Genomic DNA, 16,968 nt, shown 5'->3' with positions numbered 1-16,968 from the left:
TTACCAATAAAAAAACCAGCTTGATGGAGGAATGACCAAGCTGGCTACGTCAATTATTTCTTGTTTTGACGATATAGATCCATAGTTTTAAAGCCTTGTGAAAGGACATCAATCATCTGAGCTTGTCTCTTCTCACGTGTCTTTTGCTGTTTGGCGGAGAAGATATAGCGCGCCCAGTCTTTCTGATACCCAGGTGTTAAGCTTTGGAAAAATTGCAGTTCGGAAGGATTCCCTGTTAGTAATTGTTCCACATCTGATACATTATTTTCATAATCTGCTACACATTGACTGGCAGCTGATGTTTTCTTCACTTTCTTTTTTTCTCTCTTTAACCCGACCACTGTAAACACATCATCCATACTAACCATTCGGGCAAATTTAATATCACTATTCCCAACATATCCATCTTCTCCAACCTTCATTGCTGGAAAAATTTCATCCCTATGTACGAAAGTCTCATAGCGATTGTTTCCTTTTTTCGGATAAGCAAAAAAGACATAGCCTTTTTCTACTAAAAGATTGTGTTCAATAATATGGTGAGTATGGTTTATCATTTCATCAACTGTTTGGATAAAAATAAAAAGTGCATCATGGTTTTTAGAAAATTCTGCCGGATAATTTATAAAAACTGAGTAATCTTCAGGCTGGTTGATAACAGCCATATTAGTATATTTTGATAAATTCAATTTTTCTACGATTGACATGTTTAGGCTCCTTAAGCATATTACAATTGTACTACTATTTATTGTACATGATGATAAATCAATGTGAATAGTGGGGTGTTATTGTTTTTCTGAAAAAATAATTCCATTTTTCATTTATGCTCAAAATGATTGATTAAACTCATCCAATCTTGCAAAAAACTCTTGAAGAAAATCATAAAATAATCTTTCTGTTGGAAGTAATTCTCTGTCTTTAGGAGTAATGACACCTACTGTTCTTGTTACACTTGGTTCTACTAAAGGTATTTTTACTGTTGAACGTGGCAAGCTGTCAACCAACGTTACCTCCGGCATGAGTGCAATGCCTAAACCAGCTGACACAAGGCCTTTTAATGCATCAATATCATCCCCTTCAAATGAAACCTTTGGTGTGAAGCCAATGTTTTGGCATGCGTCCATTACAATGTCACGAAACACAAAGCCTTCAGGTAGTAGACAGAATGGTTCGTCTACTAATTCTTGAAGTTTTATTGTAGGTTTCTTAGCTAGTCGATGATGTATAGGCAATAATGCCACAATATTTTCTGTGAATAATATCTTCCGTTTGAGTTTCTTTTCTTCGAGTGGCAACGGTCCGATTAATGCAAGATTAAAATCACCTTTTACCACACCATCTATTAGGTCCCGATATAGTGCTTGTTTCAGTTGGAATTTTGCTTCGGGATAGCGTAATCGAAAGGCATAAATCACAGTTGGTAACGTATAGGCAGCTAAGCTGATTGGAAATGTGATACGAACAGTTCCTTTTTCCGGGTCTAGATATTCTTCAACTTCTCTTCTTGCGTCATCCATTACATTCATTGCATTTTTCATTCGTTCATAAAATATTTTCCCGATTGGTGTTAAGCGAACTCTTCTACCTTCGCGAATAAATAAATCCACGCCCAGTTCACTTTCCAGATTGACTATTTGTCTACTTACAGAGGACTGTGCCACATGTAAGTTATCTGCTGCTTCTGTAACATGCTCACGATTTGCAACCTCCATAAAATACCGTATTTGTCTGAAGTCCACTTTTATCCTCCTAGAATTAATGCATAAAACGCATTAATATTATCGTTTCTTTATATTGATTCGATCAATTATTTAATTATAAAATATTTCATAATAACAATTCATCTATTTTGGAACATTTAGAAAATTTATTTTTCATGATTTAGATGTTAGAAAAGGGGAATATCATATATGAAAACAATGGAAAACACTCAACAGATGTATACAGAAAGTGTACAAAAATATGTTCAACAAGTATTTGAAACGGTTCAAAAAAGAAACCCTAATGAAGCTGAGTTTCACCAAGCAGTAAAAGAAGTATTTGATTCTTTAGTTCCTGTACTTGTTAAAAAGCCGGAATATATTAAACAAGCAATTCTTGAACGAATTGTTGAACCTGAAAGAGTTATTTCGTTTCGTGTTCCTTGGGTAGATGATGAAGGAAACGTACAGGTAAACCGTGGATTCCGTGTTCAATACAGTAGTGCGATCGGACCATATAAAGGCGGATTAAGATTTCACCCATCAGTAAATGCAAGTATTATTAAGTTCTTAGGCTTTGAACAAATCTTCAAAAATTCCTTAACCGGTCAACCAATTGGCGGTGGAAAAGGTGGATCAGACTTTGATCCTAAAGGAAAATCAGATGGTGAAATAATGCGCTTTTGTCAAAGCTTTATGACAGAGCTTAGTAAATATATTGGACCTGATACGGATGTTCCTGCAGGTGATATCGGTGTGGGCAGTAAAGAAATCGGATATTTATTTGGTCAGTATAAAAAAATGCGCGGTGCTTATGAAGCTGGTGTGTTAACAGGAAAAGGTCTCGGCTATGGCGGAAGCTTGGCACGTAAAGAAGCAACTGGTTACGGGACAGTTTATTTTGTTGATGAAATGTTAAAAGACCAAGGTCTTAGCTTCAAAGGCAGTACAGTTGTAGTATCTGGGTCAGGTAATGTATCGATCTATGCGATCGAAAAAGCGACACAGCTTGGTGCGAAAGTTGTAGCTTGCAGTGATTCAAATGGTTATATTTATGATCCAAATGGAATTAATTTAGATACAGTAAAACGTCTTAAAGAAGTAGAAAAACAACGAATTAGTGAATATGTTTCAGAACACCCTGAAGCAATCTACACGGAAAATTGCAGTGGAATTTGGACAGTACCTTGTGATATCGCTTTACCTTGTGCGACTCAAAATGAAATCGATCAAGCTTCTGCCCAAATTTTAGTATCCAATGGTGTGAAAGCAATTGGTGAAGGAGCCAATATGCCATCTACTTTGGAAGCTGTTGAGACATTCTTAGAAAACAATGTTTTATTCGGTCCTGCTAAAGCGGCTAATGCTGGAGGTGTTTCTGTTTCAGCGTTGGAAATGGCCCAAAATAGTGCAAGACTTTCTTGGACATTTGAAGAAGTTGATGCAAAACTACAACAAATCATGAAAAATATTTACCAAAACAGCAAGCAAGCAGCAGCAGAATATGGTGCTCCTGGTAATTTTGTTGTTGGTGCAAATATTGCAGGATTTGTCAAAGTAGCAGATGCAATGATCGAGCAAGGTGTAATTTAAGGTAATAGTTTAAAAAAGAGTCAGTCCCCCTTTTACATACCATTTGGTGGACTGACTCTTTTTTTATTCTTTAGTAAGTAAAGGATCTTTCCCTTCAACAAAAACCGGATAAAGTTCAGGATGAAGAATACTTGCAATCTTACTTAAGCCGAGAAGTAATCTTGGTGAAGGTCTACAAAATAATGGCTCCTCCAGTATGTATAGCTGATCGTTTTGAACGGCTGCCATTTGTTCTGCACCTGAACGTTTTAAGATGACCTTTGGATTTACTCGTTCTGTTTGTACCCCAACCCAGATAATACTCATCACATCGGGATTTCTTCTTTTCACATCTTCCCAATTTGTTTGAACACTGGCTTTTTCGACATCATCAAAAACATTTCTCCCGCCGGCTAATTCACTTATTTCAGTTAACCAATTGTAAGCACCAGGTGTAAAGATAGGTTTTGCCCACCATTCCCAATAAATCGTTTTCTTTTTTTCTACTTTCTTGGAAATCAGACGAAACTGTTCTAGCAGTTGATTATATTTCATGTACAATTCATCTGCTTTTACTTGAGTATCTGTGACATTCCCGACAAAACGTAAGCTCTCACCTACTTCTGTGAGTGTTTTAGGATTAGGTACAATAACATATGGAATTTTTCGCTTTTTTAATTCTTCAATATTCCTTTCCATGCCCGGTACAGAAAGTGAAGCCAGCACTAAGTCAGGTTCCAGCCTTTCGACTTTGTCAATATCTATATGTAAATCCGAGCCAAGTCTCGGCAAATGACAAACCTCTTCAGGCCAGTCTGAATAGTCATCTACAGCTAGTAAAGAAGATGTTAAGCCTAAATACCCTACAAGCTCTGTATTACTTGGACAAATGGAAATTAATTTCACCAATATCCCCCCATTGATCTATTATTTTATTTTTTTTGATAAGCCATTCCATACATATTCAACCTGTTCAGAGAGTTTTGCTGCATCTTGTGCAATCCACCCAGCAATATCTCTCAATCTTCTCTCCTCTTTTTCAAGAGGAACTATTCCCTTCCCCATTTCCAGCATGATAAGGACAATATCGCTGTTTCTTTTATTCTCTTCTTCTAATAAACAATGAAATAGCTCTTTAAACTTATGACGAATTTGGTCATTGCTATCATTATTTTTGATTTCTTGTAAAATCCATTTTTCCCAGCCTTCAAGCACTAGTGTTGTATCAGTCAGCCATACTGATTTCCAGTCCCATACAACTCCATCGCTATAGGAAGATACCCAGCTGAATGTTTGCTGCTTATCTTTCACTATTTTTCTTTTTCCTGCGAAAGCACCTCCGAGAACGAGCTGCATCTCCATTCCCCCTCTTTCTTTTCAAAACTTATTTGAAGACCTTGTCCATGTGTGATGGAAACATTCCAAAAAGATGAAGATGCTACATACTTAGAAACAGTGTAACGGATAACACCACCATGAGTGATAATCAGTATTTTTTGAGTTTCTTTTTGAGTATCTATATCATGAAAAAGCTCGTGAAAAAAAGAATCAATTCTAGCTTTAAAGATTGGAGCAGATTCTCCATTGGGGACAGGGGCTAATTCCCAGTTATCCAACCAGTTTCGATATGTTTGCATATCTTTCAACTCGGTATATGTTTTTCCTTCCCAATCACCAAAGTTCATTTCTCTTAATCTATGATCTAAGATTGGCTCTTGCTGGAAGTCAAAATAATAGAAAGTTTCCAGACAACGCTTTAAATCACTTGTAAAAATGTGGTCAAATTTTCTTAGCTTCAATTCACTTTTTAATCTATCCAATATGGTCAATTCACTATGTAGTAATCCTTGGTCGGTATGACCTAAATATCTTTTATCTTGATTCCACTGTGTTATGCCATGACGAATGAGAAGTAGATCCACGTGACGACAAGTCCCCATAATTCTCCTCCTTCAATAGCTGCTCCTAATAAATCTCCATTGGTTCCTTTAAAGGTTCGAATAACCCATCTTCCATATAAAATAACAAACAATATGTAGGCAGGGACATAAAAGAAAAACGCGGGAAACAGCAAACTGAGAATTACCACTGGAATGATAGCAAAAATCAAATCATTGCGACTAAGATTTTTCTTCCATTCCCATGCAAGTCCTTCATTTTTTGCTGTAGGCAAAAAGATCATTAACATGACGACTCCTAGTCGGGAATAAGTCACAATAAAGAGAATGGACATAATAAACATGTCAAAATGAATCATTTCATAAACCAAAACTGCCTTCCAAGCTAGTAAAAATAGAAGGGCTATATGACCAAAGCTTCCGACATGAGGATCCTTCATAATTACCCATTTTTTCTCAAGGGGAGCATTTGATCCAACAGCATCAGCTACATCCATCCATCCATCTAAATGCAGACCACCTGTGATCCACACCCAGCCTGAGATAATGAACAACGTTAAGAAAAATGCTGGAAGGTAAGACTCTAAAGCCATATACACGATCATCATTATTATGCCAATTATCAAGCCTACAAAAGGATAGCTTCGTAAAGCCCATTTACTTGTCTTACTGTTCCAAGGGCATTGCACGGGAATCGGAATTCTTGTTAAAAACTGTATCGCCAGGCAAATTCCATAGATGACTGACTTCATTCTGCTTCCCCCTTCCAATAAGTTGGAATACCAGCTTGAACCTCAACTGCTGTATCTGCTTGTGTAACAAGTAATTGATGCAGTTTTTGTAAGGAATATATATACATGAGAACAAATTCATCAGCAAATGGTGTTCCTTCGTTTACTTCATTTGAGACGATTACTAGAGAAAATTGATTTTTTCTCGCTAAGTGTATCCAACTTGATACCTCATCTTCTAACTTTTCTATTCCATAATGACGATCAAACATGACATTGCTTAACCAAATAGTTAAACAGTCAATTAAGATTACATCATTTGTGCTACAACTCATAAGAACCTTTTCTAAATCATAAGGTTCTTCCAATGTACTCCAAGTGTCTCCCCGATCCTTCTGATGGATAAGAATCCTCTCGACCATTTCATCATCGCTTTTTCTAGCAGTTGCAAGATAATAAAGGTTACCGTTTTTCTGTTTTGTTAACTTTAAGGCCATATTTTCTGCAAATTGACTTTTGCCGGATCTTGCGCCACCACATATAAATGCAATCACATGTCATCTCTCCATTTTTGTAGAACTTTCACTAGCTGCTCGTTTTCCTCATGTGACCGAATGGCAAGACGAAGATATTCACCGTTAAGACCTTTAAAATTATGGGTATGGCGAGTGACAATTCCATTCTCTAGTAAAAACCTAAAAAGCTTCTCTGTCTCATCAGGTCTTAGCATGTCTCTTAAAAGATAGAAATTCACTTGAAATGGAGATAGATAAAAGTCCATTTCCGTTAATGTGTTATGTATGAATTGCGATTCTTTAAGGAGCCATGCTTTTGTATGGTCAACATATGATGTATCCGCCAATAGCTTAGGAACGATAAAATCGACGATTGAATTAATGCTCCACGGAATTTGTTCTTGTTTTAAAACAGATATGATCTTCTGATGTGCCATTACATAACCGATTCTTAAACCGGGAATTGTATACATCTTAGTTAAGGAGCGAAGGAGAACTAAATTAGGATATTGAGCTAACCAACTTGTTAAGCTTGAATTGTCTTCTGTAAGAAAATCGACAAATGCTTCATCTATAACAATACACGTTTCCACTTCTTTTCCAGCCTCAAGTAATTGTTTAATCTCTTTTTCTGCTATGACAGTTCCAGTTGGATTATTTGGTCGACATAAGAACAAAACATCGATATCAACTAGTTTCTCTTTTATTTGTGACCATGGTAATGAAAATCCGATAGCTTGGTCATAGTATAATTCTTCTACACTAATATGATAATGTTTGCATGCACGCTCATATTCTAAGAAGGTTGGATGTACAATACATGCTTTCCCGTTTTCAAAATACTTCGCGACTAAAAATATCGCTTCTGCTCCACCGTTCGTGACTAATACATTCTGCTGTTGAAGACCTTCATATTTGGCTACAGCTGCATTTGTATTAGAATAAGTTGGATCTGGATAAGACGTAATCGTATTATAGGATTCCTGCAATGCATCGTTCAGCCATTTAGGAGGGCCTAGTGGATTTAAATTTGCACTAAAATCTAGTACAGGTTTATTGTGATTCATTTGAAATAATTGTTTAATTGTTTCTGGCTGTCCACCGTGGTTTGGCCACTTCATGATTTCACCTCATTCTTATTACGACAGAACGAATAAAATAATTATGCCTGGGATTAGGAAAAAAACAATCCATCCTCCATGCATATATTTGATCGCTTTTGGAATATCAGATTGAGTTAAGTCTTTTTCTGGATCTCCCATTGTCGCTCTTTCTGACTTTCTTCCTTTATAATAATTAATTCCACCTAATTGAACTCCTAACAAGCCGGCAACCATTGCCTCAGACCACCCGCTGTTAGGGCTGGGGTGTTTTCTTGCATCTCTCAAGGTGATGTTCCAAGCCTGTTTTACCTTTGAACCTTTTATGAAAAGACTTGAGATCCATATGGAAAGTGCTGTTAGCCTAGCTGGAATCCAATTGGCAAGATCATCAAGTTTTGCAGAGGCCCATCCGAATTGACCATATCGTTCATCTTTGTACCCAACCATCGAATCTAATGTATTAATTGCCCGATAAACGAGTGCAAAAGGTGCTCCACCGATTATGGTCCAAAATAATGGAGATGTAATTCCATCGACGGTATTTTCTGCAACCGTTTCAACTGTACCCCTAACAATTTCTTTTTCAGGTAAGTTTAACGTATCGCGTCCTACAATCATACTCAGCTGTTTTCTTGCCTCTATGGTATCCCCTTTTTTTAATGGAAGAAGCACTTCTTTTGCAGCAGTAGATAATCCTTTTATCGCAATAGTTGTTGAAATAAGATAAATTTCAAGAATAATAGCTAAGACTGGATGAAGCTTATATGCGATAAACAAAACCGAAGAAGTAACAAGAAAAACGACTAAGATAACGGATATGGTAAGGGCCAGTCCTTTTTGGACACGATGTTCCCCCTGATTCCACTTTCTCTCTAAAAAAGAAATGAGCTTCCCCATCATTACGACAGGATGAGGAAGCCATCTTGGATCACCTATGATTAAATCAAGTAGAATTCCAGCTGCAATGATTAATAAAAGATATTCTGAAAATACATTAAACAACAACATTCATGTTTATTCCTTTACATCATTATTGTCGGCTCGGTATGAGCCAAATTCTTCACATAATTGATACACTAGATCCAGGTTGAGATTCTTCCTAATCTCATTCGCTAATAAATCAAAACCCTCTTCTTTTTTCTTAGCAAATGACACCCGATCATATATTGGCTCCAATCCTTTTTTGGTACGAATTTCATTAAGAATGTTTTCGCGTAATAAATCATTATGAAAAATCTCATGAAAATACGTACCAATCAATTGCTTCTTCTCGGTAATAACTCCATCTTGACTATTTGTTAAGTGTATAAAAGGTTTATATGTTTTCTCAAAATACGATTCACCCATATGAATTTCATAGCCTTTTACAGGAATTTGCTTTTCTCCAAACATCGCCATTCCTACTGATTGGACTGTTTTTTTCTTTTCTGTTATAACAGTTTTCATTGGAAGTAAACCTAATCCGCTCGTTTTTCCATGTACTGATTCAACTTTATGTAGGTCCTCAATACTGTTACCGAGCATTTGATATCCCCCACAAATGCCAACTATTATTGTTTCACTTTGTGAGAGCTCCAATATTTTATTCGCTAATCCACTCTGATGTAGAAATATCATATCCTCTATCGTATTTTTACTCCCGGGTAAAATGAGTAAGTCAGGGTTTCCTAGTTCATCTGCTTGTTTCACGAAACGAACATGACAATCATCTTCTTCAAAAAATGGATCTAAGTCAGTAAAATTAGAAATCATCGGATGGCGAATAACAGCAATATCAATATCTTTAGAAGAATCTTGTTTAGAAGAATAATTTGTTAAAACAACAGAATCCTCCGCTTCAATAAATAAATTCTCAATATAAGGAACAACCCCTAAAACAGGAACACCGGTGTATTCTTCAAACCAGTTTAAGCCTGGTTCTAATAAAGAGACATCCCCGCGGAATTTATTAATAATCACTCCAATAATTCTTTTGCGATCTTCCGGCTCTAATAGCTGAAGTGTTCCGACTAAGCTCGCAAATACACCACCCTTTTCAATATCCCCAACTAAAATGACGGGTGCATCAGCCAATTTGGCAACACGCATATTTACAAGTTCACGGTCATTTAAATTAATTTCTGCCGGACTTCCAGCGCCTTCAATCACAATTCGGTCATAGCTAGATGACAATCTATCATAAGCGTCGCTTATCAATGTTAACCCTTGTTGAAAGAAGTCTTGCCGGTATTCGCCTGCTTTCATATTTCTAAATGGTTTACCATGTACGACAATTTGAGATTGGTAAGCTCCTGTCGGCTTGATCAAGATCGGATTCATATCAGTTGTCGCAATGATCTTAGCTGCCTCTGCTTGCACACCTTGTGCCCGGCCAATTTCTTTTCCATCAATTGTGATATAAGAATTGAGTGCCATGTTTTGTGACTTAAATGGAGCTGTCTTATAGCCATCCTGCATAAAGATACGGCATAGTGCTGTTACAATCGCACTTTTTCCAGCATCAGAATGTGTGCCTTGAATCATTAATGGTACTGCCTTTTTCATATGTATGAACTCCTTTGCGCGGTTAAAATTCAATTCCCTTCACTGCAGGAATTCCTTCATTATAATAATGCTTTTCCACATCAATGACTGAAACAAGATCGGCAACGTCCTTAATTTCTTGTTTGGCATTTCTGCCCGTTATAACAAGATGGACGTGTGATGGACGATTTTGAATCACGTCAATCACTTCTTGTAAGGGTAAAACATCTTCTATTGGAAAAGTCTCAATAGAAAGTGCGTTATTTAGCTCATCTAAAATCACGACATCATATTCTCCACTGAGTACTGCTTCCTTCGCTTTCGGCCAGCCAATTCTCAATGCTTCCCGATGCTCTTCAGGTGTTTTCGTCCATGTAAAGCCAATACCTAGTTGAACCATGTCCACACCTAATTTTTGCAGGGCAATTTGTTCTCCATATGAACGCTGGGGAGACTTTATAAATTGAAAGATTTTTGCTTTGTACCCTCTGCCTACCGCCCGCAATGTTAATCCAAGAGCAGACGTTGTTTTTCCTTTTCCATCGCCTGTGTATACAAGTGTTAAACCTTTTTTCTCCATCATCTATGACCTCCTAGTTTTTTTGAGAAACTCCAGCTGATTCGAATGTTGCCATTTCCTTTAGTATGAGTGTAGCTGATTGAATAATTGGGTATGTAACCGCTGCTCCTGTTCCTTCACCTAACCGGAGACCTAAATCTAAAAGTGGTTTTTTCCCTAATAAGGAAAGGGCAATTTGGTGACCAGGTTCAACTGATTGATGTGTCACAATCATATAATCTGAAGCATTCGGTGAAAGTTGCTTTGCCAGTAATGCCGCTATCGTACAAATAAACCCATCAACAAGAATCGGTACTCTCATGCTCGCTGCAGCAAGCATAGCACCTGTCATACCGGCAATTTCAAGTCCACCTACTTTCGCGATGAGATCGATTGGATCAGATGAATCAGGATTTCGATTTTGAAGAGATTTCTTAATAACAGATACTTTATGCTGGATGCCTTCTTCTGTAATTCCAGTGCCAGTACCAACGAGAGCTTCAATCGCTTTTCCACTTAATAAAGCTAAAATTGCACTGCTTGCTGTTGTATTGCCAATTCCCATTTCACCTAGAATCAGACATTGTGCACCTTTGTTAATGATTTCAATGCTCTCTTCATAACCAATTTCAATTGCTTTTTCAGCTTCTTCACGAGACATAGCATCTTCTCTCAGAAAGTTACCTGTCCCATATCGTACTTTTTTGTTTATTAAATCTGAATGATCGAGATCGCTTGCAACCCCAATGTCAATAATGTTTAAAAGTGCTCCTATTTGTCTACTAAATACATTAATAGCTGCTCCGCCATTTAAAAAATTAAGGACCATCTGTTCTGTAACGGCTTTTGGATATGCTGATACCCCTTCATCTGTTATGCCATGATCTGCAGCAAAGACAAGTACTCCTGCAGGACTTACAGTTGGAAAAGATTCATTTTTCATTTCAGCTAGTGAAATCGCCAGTTCTTCTAATCTTCCCAAACTCCCAAGCGGTTTTGTTAAAGAATTGATATAGTTTGAGACTTGTTTTCCTATATCTATGGATTTTTCTGGAATGTTATATAGGTGTTTAGTCAATGATGATTCCTCCGATTTTGTTTGTATTCAAGGCATTTACCGATCAAATTGTCAACCATGTCAGGGTTTGAACTAAAGTGAAAATGTGTATAGCCACCCACTACATTTTCAAGTAAATACCCTTCCTTTTTTATTCCTCTAAGTCCTTTTGTTTCGTATGCGTAAGGAACGTTATCTTCCGTAGATTCATAGGTTGAATAATGAAATTCGTGTCCTTTCGCGACTATATTTTTTAAAAGGTAATTATCATTTTGACCGCTTATTTCTCTATAGCCTAAAGCAGCTAATGTTTGTTGCATATGAACCTTACCAGGAATGACTCCTGCCATTTGATAGGTTTTCATTTCAGTTGTTTTAATTGATTCTGTTAAATACATGAACCCGCCACATTCAGCTAGTGTTGGTAGCCCTTGTTCTATAAACATTTTAATAGAATGCTTTGCTTTTTGGTTTTTCTCTAATTTTTGGGCAAATTCCTCTGGGAATCCCCCGCCGATATAAAGACCGTCGATATCTGATGGTAACTCTTCATCTTCGAGTGGTGAAAAATAAACAATGTCTGCTCCCTTTGATTCCAACATTTCTAAATTCTCAGGATAATAGAAATTGAACGCAGCATCTTTTGCTACAGCAATTTTTACGATTTGTTCTTCTTTGGTTTTAAATAGGGACGAACCTTCATTTAAAGGTAAAGGATCTGCTGCCGCTAATTCGACTAGTTTTTGTATATCAATTGTTTCACTGACTAAATCTCCTAATGTATGAAAATAATGATCAAGATCTCCTCGTTCGATCGAAGGAATGAGACCTAAATGTCGTTCAGGAATCTCGATATCCAATTCTCTTTTTAAATATCCGACAACAGGTACAAGACATTCCTTCTCAATTGCTTTTTTCACAAGCTGATAATGCCCCTCACTCCCGACTTTATTTGCTATGACTCCAACGATGTTCGGTCCGTCCGAGAGAAGTTGAAAGCCTTTCACAATAGCAGCAGCACTGCGGGCCATGCTTTCACAATTGACAACTAATAAAACCGGGCTTTTCGTGATGATACTAATTTCCGCGGTACTTCCTTCATTCGTTTCCGGGTTTTTCCCGTCAAAAAAGCCCATTACTCCTTCAATAACGGAAATATCAGCTCCAATACTGCCATGATGTAAGATGTCGATGACATGATCATGTGAGAGCATCCAACTATCCAAATTTCGGGAAGCTCTTTTTGTAACAGCCGTATGATAACTTGGATCAATATAATCAGGACCACATTTAAATCCTTGGACAATAAGTCCACGTTTTATTAAGGCTGACATTAAGCCTATTGTAAGGGTTGTTTTCCCAACACCACTTCCGGTTCCTGCAATTACTAATCTTTTCTGTTGCATCAAGATTCCTCTTTTCTATCATAACGACCTTTGTTTACGCGAAGTAAATATTTCTGGATTGCTTCATGTGTTGCCTTATAGACGATTTGTCCTATTGCCCGGCCAACAACCGTCCCTGATCCGGCATAAGGAGTTTTTTCTCCCTGCTGTGTTAAACCGAGAACAACTGCATCGGTTGATGTGCCGGTTGCCATGGACTTAGTCAGGGGATCTTTTATGTTTAAATCGGTTAGAGCCTTGACTTTTGCTTCTGTTGCTGACAGTAACCCATTAACAAGTGCTCCATCTGTAAAATGTGCATCAATAAAGAGCATAGTATTAATTGTTCCAATCGTTTGAACTGGTTCAGTAATTGGTTGTTTTGTGATATCAACTGCATTTCCAACACCAGCAGTAACAATAGCAAGCAGCTGGATTCCATTTACTTTCTCTTCTATTATGACGACATCCTCCAAAATAACAGCTGTCATCATCCCAAGTGCTTGTTCAAATGGAATGTTAAGTTTTGTCATCCAGGTCTGTACATCTTTAGGCGGGTCATCACAATGATAATTTTTCTTCACATGAAAATTACAAAAATGAGTGAGCCACTGAATGCCATCGCCAATTACTCCATTAGATATTGATTTTAACGGATGGTTGAACTGAATATGGATGAATTCCTTCGTTTGTTTAATCTCATAAGATTTTTTAAAATCATAAGGTTGTGGAGATATACTATGGTTTGGAGTCAACAACAGCTGTGGTTTTGGAATTGTTGGATGTGATTGAGAAAGTACATCCACCTCATACACTTTTTTCAGCTGATTCACTTTTCTTAACGTTTCTACATCTCCAACTTCTAGAAATTGCCCATGATGCAGCAGAGCGATGCGATCGGAATAAAGTGATGCCACATTTAAATCATGTAAAATGGCAAAAATGGTTAATCCCATTGTTTGCTGTTGTTCTTTTAATAAATCGAGCATTTGAAAAGTATGCTTAATATCTAAATGGTTGGTAGGTTCATCTAAAAGTAAAATTTCAGGTTCCTGCGCTAAAGCTTTCGCCAATAAGACTCTTTGCTTTTCCCCACCGCTTATCATACGAAATGGAGTTTTTTTGAATTGGGTAATGTTTGTCATTTCCATGACATGATCCATTAAAGCCATATCGTGTTTTGTAAGCTGTTTGAGAAATCCCGTTTGATGCGGGTATCGACCGAGTGCGATAATTTCTTCAACTGTATAATCAAATGATACATTTGCTTCTTGTGTGAGTACAGCCATTTTTTTTGCTTTATCAAGCTTTGATAGGCTTGAGATCGATTGGTTTGATAGATATACCTCTCCAGCCATAATCGGTAGTTGACCTGTAATAAGCTTAAATATAGTTGTTTTTCCACTTCCGTTTGGACCAAGGAGGGTAAAAAACTCACCTTTTTTGATTTCAGCATCAATACCGTTTATGATAGGCGGATGTGAATAACCGCCAACTAAGTTTTGAATTCTTAACATTTACGATCTCCTCCGCCCAATACGTTCTCTAATTAATAAAAGTGCAAAAACAGGTGCACCAATTAAAGCTGTGATTACACCAATCGGCATCTCCTTGGGAGCAATAATCGTTCGGCATACTAAGTCTGCCAATATGAGAAATGCTCCGCCTACAAGCATTGACAATGGTAGAACATGGCGATGATTCGGTCCAGTAAGTAGACGAATAAGATGTGGAATAACAAGTCCGACAAAACCTATCGAACCTGATACCGCAACAGCTGCACCTGTTAATAAGGAAGCACCAATTAAGATAAAGATTTTTCTTTTCCTCACATCAACACCTATATGGTCTGCCGCATCCTCACCTAGTGCCAATGCATTTAATTCCCGATGATTTGCAAATAAAATTAAGGTCCCGAGAGCCATAAACGGAATAATTAATGTAACATGTGTCCAGCTTCTCATCCCAACACTACCGTACAGCCAATATATAATTTGTGTCATTGAATCACGGTCACTTAATGAGATAATTAGCGAGACAATGGCGCCAATAAATGCACTTACGATAATTCCTGACAGAATAATCGTTTCAATTGCCAGGTTTCGACTGCTTAATTTAACAAGACCAAAAACAAGGAAAAGAGTAAGAAATCCACTTATGATTGCCACAACAGGAAGTGTAAAGCTTCCTAAGCCGATTATCGAAAATTGAAAAAAGATAACAAACACTGCACCAAGTGAGGCTCCTGACGATACCCCGATTGTATAAGGATCTGCCAATGGATTTCGTAACAGTCCTTGAAAGGCGGCTCCTGCTAACGATAATGATGCCCCAACACAAAATCCCAGCAGTACTCTTGGCAAACGAATATTCCATATGATCATTTCTTCATTTTTTGGAATTTCTTCCAGCCATCCAAAACCGAATGCATTTTCAGAAATAATATGTAAAATAGTAGAAATGGGCACTTGGACACTGCTGATAAATAAACCAAGGAGGGCTGTACTAAGTACAAACCCTCCGCTTAGAAAATACAGCCACGTAATTTTACTTTTCAAACACTTCAGGATAAATAAGCTTCGCAAGTGTCTCGACTCCTTCAATTAAACGCGGACCTGGTCTTGTTACTGTATCATTATCAACATCAAATACTTGTTTATTTTTAATTGCTGGTACTTCTGTCCAACCTTTACGTGCTAAAACCTGTTCACTTGGATTGTCAACGTAATAGCCATACGTTGTAATAATTACATTAGGGTTTAGTTTAACGATTTCTTCCTCCGTTAATTTCACCCAGCCTTCTTGGTCTTCTGCCGCATTAACTGCTTGGATTGATTCCAGCATTTCATTCATAAATGTGTTTTTACCTGTCGTAAAGATATCCGGTGATGGAGAAACTTCTACCCATACTTTCTTTTTCTCTGTAATTTCTGCTGCAGCTTTTTCTTTTATAGCAGCAAGACGATCTTTCATATCTGTTACAATTTCGTTAGCTTTTTCTTCAGTCCCTGTTGCTTGTCCAATCATTTGGATATTTTTATATACTTCTTCAAATGAAGTGGTCTCGCCAACAACAACAACTTTAATTCCGGCTTCTTCAAATTGCTTTAAAATATCAGGGTGTGTTTCATTATGATAATCGGTTACTAACGCAATATCAGGTTGAAGGGATAGTACCATTTCAACATTGATATCCTGAGCACCTACTTTCTCTATCTCTAATGCTTCTGGAGGGTAGTTATCATAATCAGAAACACCTATCACTTTATCACCTAGTCCAAGAGCGAAAACAATTTCAGTATTACTCGCTTGGATAGAAACGATTGATTCAGGCTCAGATTCAATGGTTACTTCCTTTCCTGCATCATCCGTTATCGTGACTGGAAACGCCTGTGTACTCTCAGTATTCTCTTCTTGTTGAGCCGAATCATTCTCAGTATTCTGCTCACCTTGTGTGGTATCCTCTTGAGATCCGCACCCCACGATCATGAACATGCTTAACAAAAGAACAACACTTAATAAACCCCACTTCTTCAAAAACGTATTCATTTGTTCATTCTTCCTTTCTTTTTTGAACACAAAAAAACGCTATTCTCTATCGAAAGCGTTGAATAAAGGCATCTAAATGGTATTTCTCTTGGTCAAGATATGTATAAACATCCAATCTACTATAAAAATAATAGCAATAAAGCAGCAAGAGACTAAAGAGCACTTTAAACATTCCTTTCCTCGAGGAAGCTTAAAAAACATAATAGGCAGGTCTCCTGACTTACGAGTATGACTGTCGGTTATTCCTTCCCATGCTTAACACACAGTGGATATTACATAACCTTACTCTTCGCTTACAGTGGCGGGACCGTGCTGGATTTACACCAGACTTCCCTCTTAGTCTTACATATGGTAAGAAACCTATTTGTTCTATATTTAT

Annotated in this window: 17 protein-coding genes and 1 riboswitch; of the genes, 1 reads left to right on the top strand and 16 read right to left on the bottom strand. The window is 37.4% G+C overall.

Annotated features, from left to right (window positions below; all coding sequences use genetic code 11):
- Positions 1 to 53: 53 nt before the first annotated feature.
- Both BK577_RS16460 and gltC read right to left on the bottom strand, forming a co-directional pair.
- The gene (locus tag BK577_RS16460; RefSeq protein ID WP_078433957.1) at positions 54 to 704 is read right to left on the bottom strand and encodes a YdeI/OmpD-associated family protein; all 651 of its coding nucleotides are present in this window, start codon (positions 702 to 704) and stop codon (positions 54 to 56) included.
- A gap of 120 nt (positions 705 to 824) precedes the next feature.
- Entirely contained in the window at positions 825 to 1,736 is a 912-nt protein-coding gene (gltC, locus tag BK577_RS16455; RefSeq protein ID WP_078433956.1) for a glutamate biosynthesis transcriptional regulator GltC, read from the bottom strand.
- Positions 1,737 to 1,907: 171 nt separating this feature from the next.
- On the opposite strand from gltC, the gene gdhA reads away from it, so the two are divergent.
- A complete protein-coding gene (gene gdhA, locus BK577_RS16450) occupies positions 1,908 to 3,290 on the top strand; it encodes an NADP-specific glutamate dehydrogenase (protein WP_139367370.1) in 1,383 nt (460 codons plus the stop codon).
- Between the two features lie 63 nt (positions 3,291 to 3,353).
- Here the strand turns inward: gdhA and BK577_RS16445 are convergent, their stop codons facing one another.
- The 14 genes from BK577_RS16445 to BK577_RS16380 are packed head-to-tail and all read right to left on the bottom strand — an operon-like array spanning position 3,354 to position 16,589.
- Positions 3,354 to 4,175, bottom strand: a complete 822-nt coding sequence (locus BK577_RS16445; protein WP_078433955.1) for a cobalamin-binding protein — start codon at positions 4,173 to 4,175, stop codon at positions 3,354 to 3,356.
- A 21-nt stretch (positions 4,176 to 4,196) separates the two neighbouring features.
- Entirely contained in the window at positions 4,197 to 4,625 is a 429-nt protein-coding gene (locus BK577_RS16440) for a bifunctional adenosylcobinamide kinase/adenosylcobinamide-phosphate guanylyltransferase (protein ID WP_078433954.1), read from the bottom strand.
- Positions 4,580 to 5,209: a histidine phosphatase family protein gene (locus BK577_RS16435; protein WP_078433953.1), complete on the bottom strand. Its 630-nt coding sequence runs from the start codon at positions 5,207 to 5,209 to the stop codon at positions 4,580 to 4,582. Before BK577_RS16435 ends, BK577_RS16440 begins: the two co-directional genes overlap by 46 nt.
- A complete protein-coding gene (gene cobS / locus BK577_RS16430; RefSeq protein WP_078433952.1) occupies positions 5,161 to 5,919 on the bottom strand; it encodes an adenosylcobinamide-GDP ribazoletransferase in 759 nt (252 codons plus the stop codon). The genes BK577_RS16435 and cobS overlap by 49 nt, the downstream gene beginning before the upstream one ends.
- The gene (locus BK577_RS16425; RefSeq protein ID WP_078433951.1) at positions 5,916 to 6,452 is read right to left on the bottom strand and encodes a bifunctional adenosylcobinamide kinase/adenosylcobinamide-phosphate guanylyltransferase; all 537 of its coding nucleotides are present in this window, start codon (positions 6,450 to 6,452) and stop codon (positions 5,916 to 5,918) included. Before BK577_RS16425 ends, cobS begins: the two co-directional genes overlap by 4 nt.
- Positions 6,449 to 7,534: a threonine-phosphate decarboxylase CobD gene (cobD, locus tag BK577_RS16420; protein ID WP_078433950.1), complete on the bottom strand. Its 1,086-nt coding sequence runs from the start codon at positions 7,532 to 7,534 to the stop codon at positions 6,449 to 6,451. Before cobD ends, BK577_RS16425 begins: the two co-directional genes overlap by 4 nt.
- 18 nt (positions 7,535 to 7,552) lie before the next feature.
- Complete coding sequence (gene cbiB, locus BK577_RS16415) at positions 7,553 to 8,524, bottom strand: adenosylcobinamide-phosphate synthase CbiB (protein WP_078433949.1); 972 nt, start codon at positions 8,522 to 8,524, stop codon at positions 7,553 to 7,555.
- Between the two features lie 6 nt (positions 8,525 to 8,530).
- Entirely contained in the window at positions 8,531 to 10,060 is a 1,530-nt protein-coding gene (locus BK577_RS16410; RefSeq protein ID WP_078433948.1) for a cobyric acid synthase, read from the bottom strand.
- 22 nt (positions 10,061 to 10,082) lie between these two features.
- Positions 10,083 to 10,622, bottom strand: a complete 540-nt coding sequence (locus BK577_RS16405; protein ID WP_264141883.1) for a cob(I)yrinic acid a,c-diamide adenosyltransferase — start codon at positions 10,620 to 10,622, stop codon at positions 10,083 to 10,085.
- Positions 10,623 to 10,632: 10 nt separating this feature from the next.
- Positions 10,633 to 11,676: a nicotinate-nucleotide--dimethylbenzimidazole phosphoribosyltransferase gene (cobT, locus tag BK577_RS16400; protein WP_078433947.1), complete on the bottom strand. Its 1,044-nt coding sequence runs from the start codon at positions 11,674 to 11,676 to the stop codon at positions 10,633 to 10,635.
- The gene (locus BK577_RS16395) at positions 11,673 to 13,061 is read right to left on the bottom strand and encodes a cobyrinic acid a,c-diamide synthase CobB (RefSeq protein WP_078433946.1); all 1,389 of its coding nucleotides are present in this window, start codon (positions 13,059 to 13,061) and stop codon (positions 11,673 to 11,675) included. The genes cobT and BK577_RS16395 overlap by 4 nt, the downstream gene beginning before the upstream one ends.
- Positions 13,061 to 14,557, bottom strand: a complete 1,497-nt coding sequence (locus tag BK577_RS16390) for an adenosylcobinamide amidohydrolase (protein ID WP_078433945.1) — start codon at positions 14,555 to 14,557, stop codon at positions 13,061 to 13,063. The genes BK577_RS16395 and BK577_RS16390 overlap by 1 nt, the downstream gene beginning before the upstream one ends.
- Positions 14,558 to 15,625, bottom strand: a complete 1,068-nt coding sequence (locus tag BK577_RS16385; RefSeq protein ID WP_078433944.1) for a FecCD family ABC transporter permease — start codon at positions 15,623 to 15,625, stop codon at positions 14,558 to 14,560.
- On the bottom strand, positions 15,588 to 16,589 hold the full coding sequence (locus BK577_RS16380; RefSeq protein WP_078433943.1) for an ABC transporter substrate-binding protein: 1,002 nt from the start codon (positions 16,587 to 16,589) through the stop codon (positions 15,588 to 15,590). The genes BK577_RS16385 and BK577_RS16380 overlap by 38 nt, the downstream gene beginning before the upstream one ends.
- A gap of 188 nt (positions 16,590 to 16,777) precedes the next feature.
- A riboswitch (cobalamin riboswitch) is annotated at positions 16,778 to 16,968 on the bottom strand.

The organism is Metabacillus halosaccharovorans (genome assembly GCF_002019635.1).
GTDB classification, from domain to species: Bacteria; Bacillota; Bacilli; order Bacillales; family Bacillaceae; genus Metabacillus; species Metabacillus halosaccharovorans.
The sequence above is the reverse complement of the archived record's forward strand: the minus strand, read 5'-3'. Positions and strand labels throughout refer to the sequence as shown.

What these genes read in the sequence shown, in the direction of transcription:
- BK577_RS16460 (WP_078433957.1), bottom strand. Translation starts at nt 704, where the DNA reads ATGTCAATCGTAGAAAAATTGAATTTATCAAAATATACTAATATGGCT.
- gdhA (WP_139367370.1), top strand. Translation starts at nt 1,908, where the DNA reads ATGAAAACAATGGAAAACACTCAACAGATGTATACAGAAAGTGTACAA.
- BK577_RS16440 (WP_078433954.1), bottom strand. Translation starts at nt 4,625, where the DNA reads ATGCAGCTCGTTCTCGGAGGTGCTTTCGCAGGAAAAAGAAAAATAGTG.
- BK577_RS16435 (WP_078433953.1), bottom strand. Translation starts at nt 5,209, where the DNA reads ATGGGGACTTGTCGTCACGTGGATCTACTTCTCATTCGTCATGGCATA.
- cobS (WP_078433952.1), bottom strand. Translation starts at nt 5,919, where the DNA reads ATGAAGTCAGTCATCTATGGAATTTGCCTGGCGATACAGTTTTTAACA.
- cobD (WP_078433950.1), bottom strand. Translation starts at nt 7,534, where the DNA reads ATGAAGTGGCCAAACCACGGTGGACAGCCAGAAACAATTAAACAATTA.
- cbiB (WP_078433949.1), bottom strand. Translation starts at nt 8,524, where the DNA reads ATGTTGTTGTTTAATGTATTTTCAGAATATCTTTTATTAATCATTGCA.
- BK577_RS16410 (WP_078433948.1), bottom strand. Translation starts at nt 10,060, where the DNA reads ATGAAAAAGGCAGTACCATTAATGATTCAAGGCACACATTCTGATGCT.
- BK577_RS16405 (WP_264141883.1), bottom strand. Translation starts at nt 10,622, where the DNA reads ATGATGGAGAAAAAAGGTTTAACACTTGTATACACAGGCGATGGAAAA.
- BK577_RS16395 (WP_078433946.1), bottom strand. Translation starts at nt 13,061, where the DNA reads ATGCAACAGAAAAGATTAGTAATTGCAGGAACCGGAAGTGGTGTTGGG.
- BK577_RS16390 (WP_078433945.1), bottom strand. Translation starts at nt 14,557, where the DNA reads ATGTTAAGAATTCAAAACTTAGTTGGCGGTTATTCACATCCGCCTATC.
- BK577_RS16380 (WP_078433943.1), bottom strand. Translation starts at nt 16,589, where the DNA reads ATGAATACGTTTTTGAAGAAGTGGGGTTTATTAAGTGTTGTTCTTTTG.